Source organism: Brevundimonas sp. TWP2-3-4b1, from assembly GCF_049897665.1.
GTDB classification, from domain to species: domain Bacteria; phylum Pseudomonadota; class Alphaproteobacteria; order Caulobacterales; family Caulobacteraceae; genus Brevundimonas; species Brevundimonas subvibrioides_B.
This window is the reverse complement of sequence record NZ_JAFCWQ010000006.1, coordinates 1-16,386: the sequence shown is the minus strand read 5'-3', so window position 1 is coordinate 16,386 and position 16,386 is coordinate 1. Positions and strand designations below refer to the sequence as shown.

14 protein-coding genes, 1 other RNA gene and 1 pseudogene are annotated in these 16,386 nt (G+C 65.4%); 11 read left to right on the top strand and 5 right to left on the bottom strand.

Translation table 11 applies throughout. The annotated features are described in order from the left end of the window. Positions 1 to 103: 103 nt before the first annotated feature. Together ACP7A5_RS06325 and ssrA are read right to left on the bottom strand one after the other, a co-directional pair. Positions 104 to 589 (bottom strand): SspB family protein, encoded by a 486-nt coding sequence (locus ACP7A5_RS06325; RefSeq protein ID WP_426041118.1) that lies wholly within the window; start codon positions 587 to 589, stop codon positions 104 to 106. 138 nt (positions 590 to 727) lie between these two features. Beyond that, positions 728 to 1,095, bottom strand: a transfer-messenger RNA (tmRNA) gene (gene ssrA / locus ACP7A5_RS06320). Positions 1,096 to 1,271: 176 nt separating this feature from the next. Here ssrA and ACP7A5_RS06315 point away from each other — a divergent pair. Together ACP7A5_RS06315 and ACP7A5_RS06310 are read left to right on the top strand one after the other, a co-directional pair. After that, positions 1,272 to 1,739, top strand: a complete 468-nt coding sequence (locus ACP7A5_RS06315; protein WP_426041117.1) for a PP2C family protein-serine/threonine phosphatase — start codon at positions 1,272 to 1,274, stop codon at positions 1,737 to 1,739. Between the two features lie 50 nt (positions 1,740 to 1,789). Continuing rightward, positions 1,790 to 2,971: a protein kinase domain-containing protein gene (locus tag ACP7A5_RS06310; RefSeq protein WP_426041116.1), complete on the top strand. Its 1,182-nt coding sequence runs from the start codon at positions 1,790 to 1,792 to the stop codon at positions 2,969 to 2,971. 588 nt (positions 2,972 to 3,559) lie between these two features. Here ACP7A5_RS06310 and ACP7A5_RS06305 read toward each other — a convergent pair. Further along, positions 3,560 to 4,012, bottom strand: coding sequence for a response regulator (locus ACP7A5_RS06305; RefSeq protein WP_426041115.1), 453 nt, complete (start codon positions 4,010 to 4,012; stop codon positions 3,560 to 3,562). A 63-nt stretch (positions 4,013 to 4,075) separates the two neighbouring features. Between ACP7A5_RS06305 and ACP7A5_RS06300 the strand changes: the two genes are divergently transcribed. Then, positions 4,076 to 4,885: a DUF4344 domain-containing metallopeptidase gene (locus ACP7A5_RS06300; RefSeq protein ID WP_426041114.1), complete on the top strand. Its 810-nt coding sequence runs from the start codon at positions 4,076 to 4,078 to the stop codon at positions 4,883 to 4,885. A 58-nt stretch (positions 4,886 to 4,943) separates the two neighbouring features. On the opposite strand, the gene ACP7A5_RS06295 is transcribed toward ACP7A5_RS06300, so the two are convergent. After that, a complete protein-coding gene (locus tag ACP7A5_RS06295) occupies positions 4,944 to 5,429 on the bottom strand; it encodes a hypothetical protein (RefSeq protein ID WP_426041113.1) in 486 nt (161 codons plus the stop codon). A gap of 64 nt (positions 5,430 to 5,493) precedes the next feature. Next, positions 5,494 to 5,952 carry a hypothetical protein gene (locus tag ACP7A5_RS06290; protein WP_426041112.1) on the bottom strand — a complete coding sequence of 153 codons (459 nt, stop codon included), beginning with the start codon at positions 5,950 to 5,952 and terminating at the stop codon, positions 5,494 to 5,496. An 810-nt stretch (positions 5,953 to 6,762) separates the two neighbouring features. Here ACP7A5_RS06290 and ACP7A5_RS06285 point away from each other — a divergent pair. The 8 genes and pseudogenes from ACP7A5_RS06285 to ACP7A5_RS06250 all read left to right on the top strand — a co-directional run. Further along, positions 6,763 to 8,082, top strand: coding sequence for a TolC family protein (locus ACP7A5_RS06285; RefSeq protein ID WP_426041111.1), 1,320 nt, complete (start codon positions 6,763 to 6,765; stop codon positions 8,080 to 8,082). Beyond that, positions 8,079 to 9,059 carry a hypothetical protein gene (locus ACP7A5_RS06280; protein WP_426041110.1) on the top strand — a complete coding sequence of 327 codons (981 nt, stop codon included), beginning with the start codon at positions 8,079 to 8,081 and terminating at the stop codon, positions 9,057 to 9,059. The genes ACP7A5_RS06285 and ACP7A5_RS06280 overlap by 4 nt, the downstream gene beginning before the upstream one ends. 3 nt (positions 9,060 to 9,062) lie before the next feature. Further along, positions 9,063 to 12,170: an efflux RND transporter permease subunit gene (locus tag ACP7A5_RS06275; RefSeq protein WP_426041109.1), complete on the top strand. Its 3,108-nt coding sequence runs from the start codon at positions 9,063 to 9,065 to the stop codon at positions 12,168 to 12,170. Next, positions 12,145 to 12,816, top strand: coding sequence for a winged helix-turn-helix domain-containing protein (locus tag ACP7A5_RS06270; RefSeq protein ID WP_426041108.1), 672 nt, complete (start codon positions 12,145 to 12,147; stop codon positions 12,814 to 12,816). The genes ACP7A5_RS06275 and ACP7A5_RS06270 overlap by 26 nt, the downstream gene beginning before the upstream one ends. Next, positions 12,797 to 14,221, top strand: a complete 1,425-nt coding sequence (locus tag ACP7A5_RS06265) for an ATP-binding protein (RefSeq protein WP_426041107.1) — start codon at positions 12,797 to 12,799, stop codon at positions 14,219 to 14,221. The genes ACP7A5_RS06270 and ACP7A5_RS06265 overlap by 20 nt, the downstream gene beginning before the upstream one ends. 77 nt (positions 14,222 to 14,298) lie before the next feature. Then, on the top strand, positions 14,299 to 15,453 hold the full coding sequence (locus tag ACP7A5_RS06260; protein WP_426041106.1) for an MFS transporter: 1,155 nt from the start codon (positions 14,299 to 14,301) through the stop codon (positions 15,451 to 15,453). A 111-nt stretch (positions 15,454 to 15,564) separates the two neighbouring features. Beyond that, positions 15,565 to 15,750, top strand: a complete 186-nt coding sequence (locus ACP7A5_RS06255) for a helix-hairpin-helix domain-containing protein (protein WP_426041105.1) — start codon at positions 15,565 to 15,567, stop codon at positions 15,748 to 15,750. Between the two features lie 84 nt (positions 15,751 to 15,834). Further along, a pseudogene (locus ACP7A5_RS06250) lies at positions 15,835 to 16,386 on the top strand (IS701 family transposase); the annotation flags it as partial.

The window sequence follows — 16,386 nt, the reverse complement described above, 5'->3', positions numbered from 1 at the left end:
GGGTCGAGCTTCAGATCCCGGCGATCGAGTGCGCGATCCGGCCCCCGGCCCTTGGTTCATCCGCGGGCCGGCGAAGCCGGACCCGGGGGCCGCGGTGCACGGATTATTTCTTCCGGAACTGGTCGAGGGAGACGACCTTGGGGCCGTCGTCGCCGGACGGCGGCGTGTCGGTCCGGGTCGGGGCCGGCAGTTCGGCGACGGGTTCGGGCACCGGCTCGGGCGCCTCGAACTGCAGCAGGAACTGGACGCTGGGATCGTAGAAGCGGGTCACGGCCGTATAGGGCACGGTCAGGACCTTGGGCATTCCACCGAACTTCAGCATGACCGAGAACAGGTCGTACTCGACGGCGAGGTCCCAGTACTGGTGCTGGAGGACGACCGTCATCTCGTCGGGATATTTGGCGATGACGTCCGGCGGGACGGAGACCCCGGGGCCGCGCGTCTTGAAGGTGATGTAGAAATGGTGGCCGCCGGGGATGCCCGAGGGGCTGGCCGCGCGTTCGAGGGCGGAACGGATCACCCCGCGCAGAGCGTCCTGCGCCAGCTTCTCGTACTGCATCTCGTCGACGGGCGGGGTCTCTTCGGCCATGGGTATCCTCGCTGCGGGGCGACAGATAGCGGGACCGTGCCCTGGGCGGAAGATAAGAATGCGAGGAAAGTGCCGGAGGTTCTGTTGGCAGGCCCCCATCCTTCAAGAATCAGAAGGAGGGCCGCTTCAAACAGGGAAAGTGCCGGAGGTTCTGTTGGCAGGCCCTCCGGCGGCCCCGCCCAAGGATCTGAACCCCTAGGACTTAAGATTCGAAATCAACCGAACCGCATTACGCGGCGAGGCGGACTTCTCCAGCGAAGTTATCGTTCGCAGTTAGAAAATGGCCCGATACGGTGGGCCAGGACGGGCAAAAGCAGTCTTCTTTACACGTCCGTCGATGCTAGTCGGCCCCATGCTGTCCCGCCGATAACGCGGATGAAGAGATGGTGGAGCCGCCGGGAATCGCACCCGGGTCCGGTCCGCTTATTACAAGCGCGTTTATCGCCATATCCGGAGCAAGCCCCGGCAAGACTAATATAGGGGCCCGGCGGGTGAATGCCAAGTTCCGCGTTCTCCATTCCGTTCAGCCCGGCCCCTCGGGTCCGGCTTCGCCGGCCCGAGGATGGACCCAGGGCCGGGATCCAGGAGACGCGTACAGCCGCCGGCCGCGTGTCTAAATCCCGACCACCGTCTGGACCCCGGCCTTCGCCGGGGTGCACGGTGGGGCGGAGGGGGATCGACCATGGACGCGGACGGCAGGCTGGAGATCGCGGCGGGGTTCGCCACGGCGCTGGGGCCGCGCAAGGACAACCAGGATTTCGGCGCGGTTCATCTGGGCACGCCGTCGGAACAGGCCCTGCACGGCATGCTGGCCATCGTCGCCGACGGGGTCAGCGGGTCCAGGGCGGGGCGGGTCGCGTCGGAACTGGCGGGCCGGACCTTTATCGACGGCTATCTGGACCAGAGCCCGCTGAAAGGCATCGCTGCGGCCGGGGTGGCGGCTCTGTCGGGCTATAACCGCTGGCTCCACGCCAAGGGCCGGTCGGATCCGGAGATGGCCGGAGCAGCGACGACCTTCACCGCCCTGGTCATGCGCGGGCGCGAGGCAACGGTCCTGCATGTGGGCGACAGTCGGGCCTGGCATTTCCGCGACGGCGTCCTGACCCGGCTGACCGAGGACCATGTGCTGGCCCAGCCCAGCCCGGCCTGAGCCATGTCCTGTACCGCGCCATCGGCATCGAGCCGGACCTGAGGCTCGATGTGCGGGCGGTGACGCTCAAGGCGCACGACCGGCTGTTGCTGACCACCGACGGCGTGCACGGAGCCGTGTCGGAGGAGGATCTGACGCGACTGCTGGCCCGCCGCGCCTCGCCCGAGGCCGACGCCCAGGCCATCGTCGACAAGGCGGGCGAGGAGGAGACCCGCGACAACGCTACCGCCATCGTCATCGACGTCATCCGTATCGGAGCGGTGGATCAGGACGCCATCGGCGCCGAGGCCGCCGGTCTGGACATCCTGCCGCCGCCCGACGTCGGCGACAATGTCGACCGGTTCCGGCTGGAGCGGCTGCTGTCGGACGGCAAATACACCCGGGTCTTCGCGGCGAAGGACGAGGAGGGCGGGGGCCCGGTGGTGCTGAAATTCCCCAGGCCCGCCCTGGTGTCCGAGAGCGGCGCCCGCGGCGCCTTCCTGCGCGAGAGCTTCATCGGCCGGCGCATCGACAGCCCGTTCGTCGGCAAGACCCTGACCCTCGACGCCGGGCGCCAGAGCCGGCTCTATATCGCCCAGCCCCTCTATGTCGGCCGGACCCTGCACGCGAGGATTGCCGAAGAACCGTTTGATATCCCTGAAGGTGTCACCATCGCCATTCGTCTGTCGCGCGCGGTCGCGGCCCTGCATCGCCAGGGCATCACCCACCGCGACATCAAGCCGGACAATGTGATTCTGGAGACGGACGGCGGCCTCAAGCTGATCGACCTGGGCGTCGCGCGGCTGCCGCGGATCGAGGAGTTCGCCGAGGCCGAGACGCCCGGCACCTCCGGCTACAAGGCGCCCGAGATGTTCGCCGGGAACAGGGGCGACGCCCTCACCGACCAGTATGCCCTGGGCGTGACTCTCTATCGCCTCTTCACCGGCGACTATCCGAGCGGCCAGGAAGAGGACTTCAACCGCATGCGGTTCGAAAAGCCGACCCGCCCGACCAGCCATCGCCCTGACATGCCCGCCTGGCTGGAGGCCGCGATCCTGCGGACCCTCGCTGTCGAGCCCGGCGACCGCTTCGCCGACGTCGAGGAACTGATCCACGTCCTCGAAAGCGGCAGCGCCGCCGCCGTGCCGCCCAGCCGCGAACTGTCGCTGATGGAGCGGGAGCCGGTGCGGTTCTGGCAGGGGGTCAGCGCGCTGTTGCTGGTGCTGCTGCTGGCGTCTTTGATGGCGGGATGAGCCAAGGTCCGCTTCCGACCCGAAGGCGACATTGAGCGGGTCGGCTTTGGGGCCATGCGCCTGAAGGACCGCTTTCCGGCCCGACGCCAACTCGTGAAATCGACCCAAGGCAGCAATTAGAGGCCGCGTCTGGGCCTCCTCCCGCCCCCCGCCATTTGCCGAAAACGGAACTTCCGCTGGCGTTGTTTGTTCCGTTGTTCGGAGAGGTCCCGCTTGGCTGGATTCCTCTTCTCCTATGTATTCAGAAAGCGTCCTTATGCTTGACGAAAAGCCCAGTTTCTCAGACCCTTCCCAGCTGCGCCAAAGGGCGCTGTCGAGGTGGGACAATGAGGGCGGCGCCAGCCGCCACGGATCACAAGGGAGTTCAATCCCCGACGCAGTGCGATCTGACCCACCTCCGTTGATCAATGCCGAATTGGTGCAACGCCCTATGCCTCGCAAATCTGTTGGGCGTCGAAAGCCGCCAGCGTCGTCATGGTGACGACCGGCGACTGCAAAGCGCACCTATCAACCAATCGAACTTGGGATGAATATTGCGGGCGGTTTTCTTTCGCGCGTGTTTCCACAACCTCGACCCATAGCGGTCGTCTATCGTTCTCGAATGATCCCCCCGCCGTCAAGCACCAGCCGCACCTTGATGGCGAGATCGTCGATGGTGAAGGGCTTGGAGATGAGGGCCACGCCGAGATCCAGGACCCCGTTGTGGACCACGGCGTTCTTCATGAAGCCGCTCGTGTAGAGCACCTTCAGGTCGGGACGTGACTCGCGCGCTTTGTCGGCGAGCTGACGGCCATTCACGTCGGGCATGACGATGTCAGTGAACAGCAGGTCGACGCGTGGCTGCACGGCGAGCACGGCCAGGGTCTGGGAGGCGTCGCCGGCCTGTACGACGGTATAGCCGAAATCACGCAGAGCCTCGACCGACAGGAACCGGATTTTTTCATCGTCCTCGACCACGAGAATGACCTCGCCATCCCTGGCACGGGCGGATTCTGCGCTGAGCGCGGGCGCCTCGGCGTCGAGGCGGGACAAACGCCGCAAACCGTCTCTTGCCGCTCTGGACGACCGCCGTTACGTTGTCCTGCTATCAACACGGAACCGTTCATGTTCTCATTCTTTCGCGGGGCGCGGCCTCTCATCTTCGCCCTCCTGCTCGCCGGCCTAATGGTTCAAAGCCATGACAGCAGGGCCTCAGCCCTCTCCGGGGCGGGCGAGGATCTGGGTGATTTTGTCGTGCGACCAGCGAAGCTGGAAAGCGACACTTACGTCGAGCTGGCGCAACAGCTCAGCGAAGAACGCTTGCTGGAAGAGATCGCCGACGGCCTGAATGCGTGGCTCATTCTCCCCGTCGATATCGGAATGCGCTTCGCTGAATGCGGTCAGAGTAACGCCTTCTACGACCCGAACGAGCGTGAAGTCCTCATGTGTCTCGAACTCTTCGAGGGCGAGCGTGAGGTTTTCGCCGCCTATTACGAAACCGAGGAAGAGATCGAGGGCGCGGTCAACGGATCATTCCTGTTCACCGTCTTCCACGAAGTCGGGCACGCCCTCGTCGACGTGCTGGAAATCCCGATCACTGGCCGGGAGGAAGACACCGTCGATAGTCTCGCGGCCTGGTGGCTGCTCGACGGTGACGGCGGGGACGAATCCGCGATTTCGGGCGCGCTCAGCTTCTACGTGGACCCGGCACAGGCTGGAGAGATCGACGACAGCCAGTATGCGACCGAACACTCGCTCGGCCAGCAACGCTATTATATTCTGGCGTGTCTCGTCTACGGGTCCAACCCCGAGGGCTACGCAAACCTCATCGAAGAAGGGTGGCTGACAGCCGAGCGTGCCGAGCGGTGCCCCTATGACTTCCAGCGTTTGTCGACGAGCTGGTACGCGCTTCTGGGACCGCACCTGAAAGGCTAGCAGCGGCGGCTTGTGAACCAGGAAGACGCGTTGGACCCGCGGAGAGCCGGAGCCGGGTTCACCGGTCGCGGTCCCTCACCTCAGCGAGTAATCCGGCGGCCGCATGGACTTTGTCGAACAGTCCATCCGCATCGCCGCTGACACAGCCCGGATCGAAATCCAGGGTCTGGATCGGTTCACCCTGCCGGGACCATTCCAGTCGTCCGGTTGGCATGTCCGTCATGACCCGGTCGCAACTGAACGGAATGCCTTCGAAGTCGCGAACCTGATCACGAACGCGCTCGAACTCGGCTTGGGTGACCGGGAAATCTGCCTCGCCACTGCCTTGTCTGACCCACCGGGCCTGTCCGCCGGCCGGTACGGTAAATTCTTCTTGAACCTCTCCCCAGACCATCCACGATATCCTGATTTCCGATACCTCGGGCCATGGCTGCGGCTCTGGCGAGGTCGTCACACAGCCTGTTAACGCCGATGCGAGCAGAACCGCGACGCCCAGTCGGGTCAAGGTCCAACGTTGCAAAAGCGTGGAGGCAAGATCGACCATGTTCGCCGGGATTCGGCTTTTACTCCAGAATGGATGGGACGCGGGCCAACTCTTTAGCTGGCTTTCATATCTGCCGGTACGCGAACCTTCGAACGATCCAGGCGCAAACCCCGCCGGGCAGGATGCACATCGGAAGCAGCGAAACCGACGCGACGTCGAGGCGTATGGGCTCGCCGGGATAGCTGACCGAGTACCATGCCCCGACCAGGAACAGGCTTGAGAGGCTTCCGGCGAGGACCGAGTTGAATAACGAGTCCAGCCGCATCTTTCTCAGCACAAACCAGACCGGAAGACCCCAAACGATCAAACCTGCAGCGATCAGGGGAGTGGCGACGACGAAAGCGGCAATGAAGACGGCGCCGGCAGCAGAGCTCTGGGCCATGGCGTCGTCCTGGATGATGAAAAGATGGGCAGAGTAGCTGAGAGCCGTCGTCGCACCTGCCGAAACTATTGCGATCAGGCCAACAGCGACGATCGCCCACCACGGCCGAAAATCAGACTTCACCATCATTTTGAAGGGCATTTGGCGTGGCGACGAGGCGTGCCGGGTCCACGGCCGATGGGAGATAGTCGGTTGATCATTTTCAAAAGTCGTTTCGCACTGTCTGATCGTCGAAGCCGAGCTTCACCGCAGGCTGCGATCATTGCATCGGCGCAGCAATCTTAACAGAATAATGTTGGGCAGAATGGCTCGGCGGCGGCTTGTGTTGGGGCGAGGCGCGAGAACAGGGTTCTCTCTGCGATCTGGACGCAAGGTCTGCTCTCCACCCCGAACAGACCTGCGGAAGGTCTGCTCCCGGGACAGGGCGGTGAATGTCCGGTTTCGGGCCTGATGCCAATGTCGTGGTGCGACCCATTCGAGACATTTCCGTCGGAGGGCACAACGACCGGATTTGACACAAAGGCGCAGTTGGGAATGTCTGGTCTCAGGGAGATGGCCAGAAAAGGCGTTCCGCAAAACAAGTCGCTCTCACGCCAGTGCTGTGGGCGGTCCTGTGGCCGCGCCTCGCGCGCAGTTGTACGCGAATCGCTGGAAATCCATGAGACCTTCAAATCAAGCCAGATTTGTCGATCATCGCAAACTTCCCACGCTCAGCGAGCGTTTCAGCCTGATGGCACGGAAGCGCCGGTCCTGCAGGTCACCAGCCCGAACGACGCCAGCACCACCGGCAGTCATTGGGAATCGACAATGTGCCGCACGGTCCAGCTTTGGGCATGAAGAGCGACGATGTTGCCGTTCGTTCGATCATTCAGACGCTTGCTCGGAATTTTTCCCGTCGTCGCCTTGGGCATGTTGGCGGGCTGCACCACCTATGCACCGGCGCCCTTGGACGTGCCCGCGATCCTTGCCGTTCGCCGGGGGACCACCCTCGATCCTGAGCGCGTCGCTGCGGCGGCCACGGCAATCGCACCGGGCGCCAACCCTGCATACGGACCATGGGATCGGCTGACGCTGCTGGCGGCTGCCCTCATCTACAATCCCGACATTGAGGTCGCGCGTTCGGGCGTGGTCAGCGCCGAGGCCGGAGCCCGGGCGGCGCGGGTGGGGTTGCCAGCAACGCTTACGCTCAGCGCCGAATATGCCCGTGACGCAGCGGCCCAGTCCCCGTGGTTGCTAGGCGCGGCGCTGGACCTGCCGATCGATCGTGGGGTTCGGCGTGCCGCGCGATCCGGAGTGGCCGACATTGCCGTCGAGATCGCCCGCTATGACGAGGCCGAGGTGATCTGGACTGCGCGCATGGCGCTTCGTCGGGCGCTCACCGATCGTTTGATTGCCGAGAGACGCGCCGCTGGTTTTCAGTTCGTCGCCGATCTGAGGGCGCGCCAGCTGGCTGCGGTGGACCGGCGAGTCGCGGCAGGCGAAGCCAGCCGGACCGAGCTGGACCGGGTTCGCGCGGACGGGGCCGACGCGTCGCGCGGCCTGATCGACGCCCTCGCTCAGGCGAACGACGCTCGATTGCGCCTGGCCGCCGCGATCGGTCTGCCCCCCGAGGCCCTGGAGGGCATCACACCGGACTGGAAGGGCTTCGACGAGCCTGTTTCGGACTCGGGCGAGACCCTCGACCCCGAAATCCGATCGCAGGCCATCCTGGCCCGTGCGGACGTGCTGAAAGCCCTGGCCGCCTACGATCAGGCCGAGGTGGAGTTGCGCCTTGAGGTCGCCAGACAATACCCGGCCCTGACGCTGTCACCCGGTTACGCCTGGGAGCGCGGTCTGGTGAAGTTTCCAGTTTCGCTCGGCCTCGCCTTGCCGCCTCTGGACCTGAACCGAAGCGCCATCGCCCTGGCCGAAGCCCGGCGGGCTGAAGCTGGCCAAAGGCTAGGGGCGATCCTGGCGTCAGCCGATGCGGCGATCGAGTCAGCCAGGGCGGAAACCTCCGCCGCGCGCACGGCCCTCGATCGGATCCGGTCGGTCGAACGGCCGACAGCGGATCGGTTGGCCAGACAGGCTGATCGCGAGTTGAGCGCCGGCGCCATCGACCGCGTGGATTGGGCAGCGGCCCAGGCCGGCGCGGCCCAGACCCGTCTGGTCGAACTCGATGCCCTGGCGCGCGTCCATGCGGCGTATGCCGCCCTCGAAGACGCGGTTCGCCGGCCGCTCGAGGGTCCTGAAATCCTGATCAACGCCGCTGACGTCCGGAGCCGCCCATGACCCGCTTTGTCGCCATCGGCTGGGCCGCATTGGGGGCAGTAGTGGCCTCGGTCGTCCTGGTGGGTTTCGTGCTGCCGCGCGCCGAGTTGAAATCAGCATCTCCTGACGCTCCGGCCGAGACCGAACGCGCCGTCGATGGAACCGTGCATCTGGAACCCGATCAACAGGGCAGGGCGGGCGTGACCATCGCCCTTCCTCGCTCAGGCACGGCGCCTGTGCTGGAACCTGCCTATGCTCGGGCCCTAGATGTAGCGGCGCTCGCCGCCATCGATTCCGAGATCGCGGCGGCCAGCGCCGCTGCGGGGGCATCCCGCGCCGAAGCCATCCGACTGGGTGGCTTGGCCGCCGAAGACCAGAGCGCATCGACCCGGTCCGTCGAGGCGGCGCGGGCCCAGGCCATGGCCGATCAGGCGCGCGTCGATCTCGCGTCCCGCAGGATCGGTCTGGAGTTCGGACCGGGACTCGCCCGCTTGGGCGTTGGACAGAGGCGTGCCCTGGTGGCCGACGTCGCGGCCGGTCGGGCGTCGCTGGTGCGGATCGACCGTCCAGGCGGCGCGGTGGCCGGTCGGATCCGCGTCATCGACGGCGATATCAGCACGCTAGTCACCGTCCTCGGTCCTGCGGCTGTGTCGGATGCGCGGCTGCAAAGTGCTGGTGTCCTGGCGGTCGTGCGAGGGCCGCTGGCGGCGAGCGCCACGGCGGGACGTGTTCTGACAGCGTCTGTCGAAACCAACGCTGCCGAGGCCGGCTCCATCCTGACAAGAGACTCGCTTATCCGATGGCGGGGCGGGATGTGGGCCTACGTCCAGTCGGCGCCCGATACCTTCGTCCGTCGCGAACTCGTCGATGCCCGGCCGGTCCAGGACGGCTGGTTTGTTGAAAACGGGTTCGGGCCGGAAGACCGCATCGTCGTGGGGGGCGCGGGCGTGCTTTTGGCCATCGAGCGCGGTGGCGACGCCCCGGCCGAGGAAGACTGAGCGATGCTGTCGCTGATCGTCCGACTTGCCTTGCGTCATCCGGGAATGGTCGTCCTCGGTGCACTGCTGTTGCTGGCGTTCGGTGTCGTGACCGTCGGCTCTGCGCGCTATGATGTGTTCCCCGAGTTCGTGCCGCCCCAAGCGACGGTTCAGGCCGAATCCCCCGGCCTGACACCGGAACAGGTCGAAGCCCTGGTCACCCGCCCGCTGGAAACGACGATCAACGGCTCCAACGGGGTCGCCACGGTTCGTTCGGAATCGATCCAGGGTCTGTCCGTCATCACCGTGATCTTCGCAGAGGGAAGCGACCCCTTTCGAGCCCGTCAGGTTCTAGCCGAAGCTCTGAGCGAGGCCGCCGGCCGACTGCCTGCGGGGGTGTCGGCCCCTAAGCTCAGTCCCCTGACCTCGTCGACCATGGATCTGCTGAAGATCGGCTTCGTGAGTAACACACTGAGCCCGATGGCCCTGCGGGATCTGGTGCAGTGGACAGTGCGTCCTCGCCTCCTAGCGACCGCCGGGGTTGCCCGGGCGACGGTCTTCGGCGGCGAACTTCGCAGGATCGAGGTGCGGGTGCGCCCAGACGATCTCGCCGCTCGCGACATTCCCTTGTCCGATGTTCAGAGCGCGGTTCAGGCAGCGGCGGCAGTCCGGGGGGGTGGGTTTTCCGAAACGGCGACCCAACGAATCCTGATCGAACCCACCAGCGGCGCGGTGACACCGCAAAGCCTGTCGGGAGCGGTCCTCCCGGCGGCGACAGGGCTGCCGGTTCGCATAGGAGACGTCGCCGACGTCGTGGAAGCACCATCGCCACGCTTTGGCGACGCCAGTGTGATGGGTCGGCCGGGCGTTCTGGTGTCGCTTGCGAGCCAGTATGGCGCCAACACCTTACAGGCCACACGCGCTGTCGAAGCGACCATTGCCGACCTCCGCCCCGGGTTGGAAGCGCAGGGCGTCACCCTCTACCCAGCCCTTCACCGTCCCGCCAACTTCATCGACGCCGCGCTCGGCGGCATTCGCACGGACCTACTGATCGGAGCGGCGCTGATCGGTCTGATCCTCATGGCCTTCCTGCGCGATCTGCGGGTCGCCTTCATCGCCTTCGTCTCCATTCCCCTGTCGTTGCTGGCGGCCCTGATTGTGCTGGACCGCATGGGTCAGACGATCAACACAATGACCCTGGGGGGACTGGCGGTTGCGTTGGGTGTGGTGATCGACGACGCCATTGTGGGCGTGGAGAACATCGTAAGGCGTCTGCGCGATGCGGGACCGGAGACCGATCGGCAGTCGGTGATCGAAGCGGCCTCGGTCGAGGTCCGGGCACCGGTCGTCTATGCGACCTACGTCCTGGCGCTGACGATCGCGCCGATCCTGTTTCTGACCGGTCTACAGGGCTCTTTTTTTGGGCCCCTGGCGTTCGCGTTCCTGCTGGCCACGCTCGCATCGCTGGCCGTCGCCGTTACTGTGACGCCGGCGCTGTCGCTGCTCCTTCTGCGTCGTGTCAGGCTTCATGAGGAGCCGCGTTACATCACCCGACTGAAGGACGCCCATGCGCGTTTGCTGAACCCCATCTGCGCCCGCCCTCGTGCCGTTGCCCTGGGAACCCTCAGCGTCGGCGTAGTGTCGCTATTGGCCTTCCTCGCATTCGGCTCGGAGCTTCTGCCATCGTTTCGGGAGGGCCATTATGTCCTCAAGATCAACGGTCCGCCCGGAGCCTCGATCGGCTGGATGCAAGGGGTGGGGACGCGCATCTCCCGTGACCTCCTGGCGCTGCCCGGGATCGCGACCGTCGAACAGCAGATCGGTCGCGCTGAGTCGGGCGAAGACACCTTCCCGCCCAACCTTAGCGAAATGCACGTTGAACTGCGCAAGGGAGCCGATGACGCCAAGGTCAGGAAAGCGATGGCGGAGGTTCTGTCTCACTATCCCGGCATGACCACCGAGACCTTGACGTCGCTCGGTGACCGCATCGGTGAATCCCTGTCCGGCGAGACGGCGCCCGTCGCCATCGCGATCTATGGCCCCGATCTCGACGTGCTCGACCGCGTCGCGGATAGACTGTCCCAGACGCTTCAGGTTGTCCCGGGAGCCGCCGAGGTCCAGGTGCGTGCGCAGCCAGGGGCGCCGACACTGAGGGTCGCGCTGGACCCTGACCGAATGGCCCTGCATGGCGTCACGCCGTCCGATGCCTATGACGCGGTAGACATGGCCTTTCAGGGCCTGACGGTCGCCGAGGTCACGGACCCCGACCGCCTGACCGAGGTCGCCATCACCCTGCCGCCCGAACTGCTCCGCGACCCTGAGAGCCTCGGCGGTGTGCTGGTTCGCTCGATGACGACGGCCGTTCCCCTGTCGCAGATCGCAACCTTGCGAACGGTGGATGCCAGAACGTCGATCAATCACGAGGCAGGCCAGCGTCGCCAGGTCGTGACGGTTCACCCGACGCGCGCCGATGTCTCGGGCTTCGTGCGCGATGCCAAGGCCAGCATCGCCGCCGACGTGACCCTGCCGCCCGGTGTGTCGCTCCAGTTCTCCGGCGTGGCCGAAGGTCAGGCCGCCGCCGCGCGCCAGATCCTCACCAATGTCGCAGCCGCTTCGATCGGTGTTGTCGCCCTTCTCGTCCTCGCCTTCGGTGGAGGGCGGCCCGCCGGCCTGATCCTGGCCGGCACACCCTTTGCCCTGGCTGGCGGCATCGTCGCGGTGGCGCTGACGGGCGGCATCCTTTCGCTGGGGGCGCTCGTCGGGTTCGTCACCCTGTTCGGGATCGCGGCGCGCAACGCGATTCTGCTGATCTCCCATGTGGATCATCTCGTTGCCGAGGAGGGAGAGCCGTGGGGGCTGGCGACCGTTGTGCGAGCAACCCGCGAACGGGTAACACCAATTCTTATGACCGCCCTCGTGACCGGTCTGGGCCTTGCACCCCTGGCCCTGGAAGCGGGGTCGGCGGGGCGTGAGGTTCAGGGTCCGATGGCGGCGGTCATCCTGGGCGGTCTCGTGACCTCCACCCTGATGAGCTTGCTGCTGTTGCCAGCCCTGGTTCTGGCCTACCGCTACCGCACTCCTGCAACCGTTCTGGAACCACCGGTCGATGCGCCTGTTGCTGATCGAGGATGACGCTCAGTCCGCAGCCTATGTGGCCGACGGTCTGGGGGCGCGGGGCCATGAGGTCGAAATAGAAGCGGATGGCCAACGGGGCCTTGATCGTGCCCTTGTCGAGCCGTTTGACCTCCTGATCGTCGATCGACTTCTCCCGAGCCGGGACGGCCTGGTGATCGTCAGCGCACTTCGCGACGCCCATGTCGATGTCCCGGTTCTGATGCTGACAGCGCTCGGCTCCGTCGAAGACCGGGTCATTGGCCTCGAGGGCGGGGCCGATGACTATCTGGCCAAGCCGTTCGCCCTGTCCGAGCTGATCGCCCGCGTCGATGCGCTTGCACGTCGGCGAGACCCGGCCCCGCCGATCCGTCTGCAACTGGCCGACCTCACCCTGGACCGACTGTCGCGCGAAGTTCATCGGGGCGATGTCTGGATCGAGCTGCAGCCGCGGGAATTCCAGCTGCTGGAAACCCTGTTGCTGCAAGCACCGAACGTCGTGACCCGCACGATGCTGCTGGAGCAGGTCTGGCGCTTCCGTTTCGATCCCGGCACCAATCTGGTCGAAAGCCATATGAGCCGACTGAGAGCCAAGATCGATCGTGGGGGCGACCGACCGCTTCTTCATACCATTCGGGGCGAGGGCTATGCTGCCTTTTCCGCCTAAAGGCTGGAGCCGCTCCACCAGCGTCCGGATCGCCCTGATCCAGGCAGGCCTGCTCGTGGTAGCCATCGGCGGAGCAGGCCTTGGGGGCTGGTTGAGCACGCGAGGACTGGCCGAACGCGACGCGCGCGATCGAATCTCGCTGGAGATCGATGCTGTTTCGCATGAGTTGTCCTCCGAAGGACTCCTGGCGGCGGTCGCGGCCGTCGCCGCGCGAGCCGAGCGGCCAGGTGCGCTGGAATACCGGCTGGAGACCCGATCAGGCGCCGTGGTCGCAGGCGACCTTACCCCAGGTCCCGCGTCCGACGGCTGGAGCGTTATCGATGTAGTCGACGGCACGCCCGGCTTCGAGGGCAAAGAGAAACTGCTGATCCGGACCCAGACGCTCGCGGACGGGTCACGTCTGGTCGTCGGCGATGACCTCGGGCGCGCCGAAGGCCTAAGGGACGGGCTGTTCCGGACCTTCCTGGCTTGGGGTCTGGCTTCGATCGTTGCGGGGCTGGTCGTCAGCCTTCTTTTGATCCGACGCGCCCTGGCGCGCATGGACGACCTCGTGCGGACCGTGGCCTGCGTCGCAGAGGGCGATCTGGCAGCGCGGGCGGCGGCAGACGCGCCTGCGTCCGGCAGCGGCGACGATATCGACCAGCTGGCCGAAGGGATCAATCAGATGCTGGATCGCATCGACCAATTGGTCGGGGCGGTGCGGCGTGTGTCGGCGGACGTGGCTCATGACTTGAGGACGCCTTTGTCCCACGTGCGCCAGAAACTCGAAATCGCCGCTAACGCGCCCTCCGTCGAGGCTCGCACAGCAGCGATCGCAGCCGCGTCCGACGGCGTCACGGCCGCCCTCCGCGTGTTCGACGCCATGCTTCGTTTGGCTGCGATTGATGCAGGGGGTTCAAAGACCCGGTTCGCGCCGGTTGACCTGGACGAGGTGGCAGATCGGGTCGTGGATGCGTATCGCCCCGAAATCGAGAGTTCGGGTAGAACGCTGAAGCTGGTTGTGTTTGGCGGAGCCCGACTGATGGGTGACGGCGACCTGCTCGCTCAAGCCCTCGCCAATCTGCTGGAAAATGCCCTGAAACATTCGAGACCCGGTGCCGAGATTGACGTGATCGTCCATCAGGATACCGAGGCCAGCAAACTGATCGTTCAGGACGACGGCCCCGGCATCCCGCCTGATCTGATCGAAGCCGCCCTACGTCGGTTCTCGCGCCTCGACGCGGCGCGGTCCTCGCCCGGAACCGGCCTCGGCTTGCCGATAGCCGATGCCGTGGCCCGATTGCATGGCGGATCGCTCACATTGGAAAACTCGGGACCGGGCGTTCGAGCCATCCTGCGCCTTCCGGTAACCGACCGCGTCAGTGTTTTGGAAGAATCGACCAATTTTTCAGGACGTGGCCGATGAGCGATCCGGGCAAGCCTTTGCGTCGGTCGGGCCTCGGAGCCGTCCCCGCCGGCGTCTGGACCCTGGGGTTTGTGTCGATGTTCATGGACGTCTCCTCCGAGATGATCCACTCGCTGCTGCCCGTCTTTTTGGTGACGGGTCTGGGGGCGAGCGTCGCCCTCGTCGGCGTGATCGAGGGCGTCGCAGAGGCCACAGCCTCCATCACCAAGGTGTTCTCCGGCTACATCAGCGACCGCCTGGGCAAGCGAAAGCTTCTCGCTGTGATCGGCTACGGGCTGGGCGCTTTGACCAAGCCGATCTTTCCGCTCGCGGTGACGCCGTTCGACGTCTTCGGCGCCAGATTCGCCGATCGCATCGGCAAGGGCGTTCGGGGCGCGCCGCGTGATGCCCTGGTCGCCGACCTCGTGTCCCCTGAGATCAGAGGGGCCGCCTTCGGACTGCGCCAGTCGCTCGACACCATAGGGGCCTTCGCCGGCCCGCTGGTGGCCATGGGGCTGATGGTCCTGCTCGCGGGTGATATCCGTGGTGTGTTTGCCTGGGCCGTCGTCCCGGCCCTTATGGCGGTGGCGCTTCTGCTGTTCGGCGTCCGTGAACCGGCGGTGTCCAAGCAAAGCGATCCATCCGCTCGGATGCCGATCCGCTGGCGTGAGGTAAGCGCGATGGGCCGTCCATTCTGGTCGGTGGTGGTTCTTGGGGTCGTGTTCACCCTGGCCCGTTTCAGCGAAGCCTTTCTCGTCTTGCGCGCCCAGGACGTGGGACTGCCGATTGCCCTGGTTCCGATCGTGATGGTCGTCATGAATGTCGTCTATTCGGTCGTGTCTGCCCCGGCGGGCAGCTTGTCGGACCGGATCGACCGCCGCTGGATTCTTGCGGGCGGCCTTGTCTGCCTGATCGCCGCAGATCTGGCCCTGGCCCTCGGGAGCAATGTGGTCGCCATCCTGGTCGGCGTTGCGCTCTGGGGGCTTCACATGGGGCTCACCCAGGGGCTCTTGGCCGCCTTGATCGTGGACACGGCGCCCGCCCGGTTAAGAGGCACTGCTTTTGGCGTGTTCAACCTGGCGTCTGGGGTCGCAATGCTGGCTGCGAGCACGGTTGCGGGTCTTCTCTGGACGGGATGGGGTGCCGAGGCGACGTTCCTGTTCGGGGCCGGATTGGCCTTGCTCGCGCTCGCCATGACCATCCGATCGGCCAGCCGAGTGAATGCACGGGCCCCACGCGCAAATCCCGATTAATGGCGCCTCTGGATCCAACACCACATACGCTTGCGTAGTAGTCATGGGGGCTACGGTCTAAGTTTCCGGAGATGGACCGTGCGCTGCGTGTTGGCCAAGATGGAAGTCTAAATGATTGACCTCAATACTGCGTCAGCCGCCGATCTCGACGGCGTGCCTCAACTCCACGGACACGGTTTTGAGGTCGTCAAATACCGAGAAGAGCGCGGAGGTTTCGAAGCCGTTCGGCAACTTGAGGAAGTCCCAGGTTTGGCAGGTAAATGGGACGGCGCTCAAACCATGGTTACCATCGAGTAATGCCGACAAAGAAGGCGCCCTGACCACCCCTCGCGCTAGCATTACAGTTGCGCTGACGTAGGCCTTCTAAATCTATGGGCGACCATGATTCGGAGGTCATGGGATGTCGGGTGCATCGGTTGAGACGACGCTTGAGCTTTGGGCGTCTTGCCTGCGGGATGTGAAGGCGCGGATGCGGCCGTTGTTTGGCGACGTGCGGATGGCGCGCTCGGCGGGCCTTTTCCTGGACGGGTTGCTCAGTGACGAGCGTCGCAAGACCGGCTGGATGCGGGCTGAAGCGGCGGGCGATCCTGGTCCCTGGCGGCAGCAGGCGGTGCTCGGCCGCGGTCTGTGGGATGCCGAAGCGCTGGTCAAGATCGTGCGCGACTATGTCGTGGAGACCCTGGCCGATCCCGACGCGGTGCTGGTGATCGACGAGACGGGGTTCCTCAAACAGGGCAAGGCCTGGTGCGGCGTCGGGCGTCAGTACACGGGCTCGGCGGGCAAGATCACCAACTGCCAGATCGGGGTGTTCGCCACCTATGCGTCGCGCCACGGCCATGCCTTCATCGACCGGTCGCTCTATCTGCCCAAGGCCTGGACAGACGACCCCTCCCGGATGGCGGCGGCGCATGTCCCGCCCGGCACGGTGTTCGC

Excerpts from the sequence above, each read along its gene's own strand:
- ACP7A5_RS06325 (WP_426041118.1), bottom strand. The coding sequence starts at position 589 with ATGGCCGAAGAGACCCCGCCCGTCGACGAGATGCAGTACGAGAAGCTG.
- ACP7A5_RS06315 (WP_426041117.1), top strand. The coding sequence starts at position 1,272 with ATGGACGCGGACGGCAGGCTGGAGATCGCGGCGGGGTTCGCCACGGCG.
- ACP7A5_RS06300 (WP_426041114.1), top strand. The coding sequence starts at position 4,076 with ATGTTCTCATTCTTTCGCGGGGCGCGGCCTCTCATCTTCGCCCTCCTG.
- ACP7A5_RS06295 (WP_426041113.1), bottom strand. The coding sequence starts at position 5,429 with ATGGTCGATCTTGCCTCCACGCTTTTGCAACGTTGGACCTTGACCCGA.
- ACP7A5_RS06290 (WP_426041112.1), bottom strand. The coding sequence starts at position 5,952 with ATGCCCTTCAAAATGATGGTGAAGTCTGATTTTCGGCCGTGGTGGGCG.
- ACP7A5_RS06280 (WP_426041110.1), top strand. The coding sequence starts at position 8,079 with ATGACCCGCTTTGTCGCCATCGGCTGGGCCGCATTGGGGGCAGTAGTG.
- ACP7A5_RS06275 (WP_426041109.1), top strand. The coding sequence starts at position 9,063 with ATGCTGTCGCTGATCGTCCGACTTGCCTTGCGTCATCCGGGAATGGTC.
- ACP7A5_RS06270 (WP_426041108.1), top strand. The coding sequence starts at position 12,145 with ATGCGCCTGTTGCTGATCGAGGATGACGCTCAGTCCGCAGCCTATGTG.
- ACP7A5_RS06265 (WP_426041107.1), top strand. The coding sequence starts at position 12,797 with ATGCTGCCTTTTCCGCCTAAAGGCTGGAGCCGCTCCACCAGCGTCCGG.
- ACP7A5_RS06260 (WP_426041106.1), top strand. The coding sequence starts at position 14,299 with ATGTTCATGGACGTCTCCTCCGAGATGATCCACTCGCTGCTGCCCGTC.
- ACP7A5_RS06255 (WP_426041105.1), top strand. The coding sequence starts at position 15,565 with ATGATTGACCTCAATACTGCGTCAGCCGCCGATCTCGACGGCGTGCCT.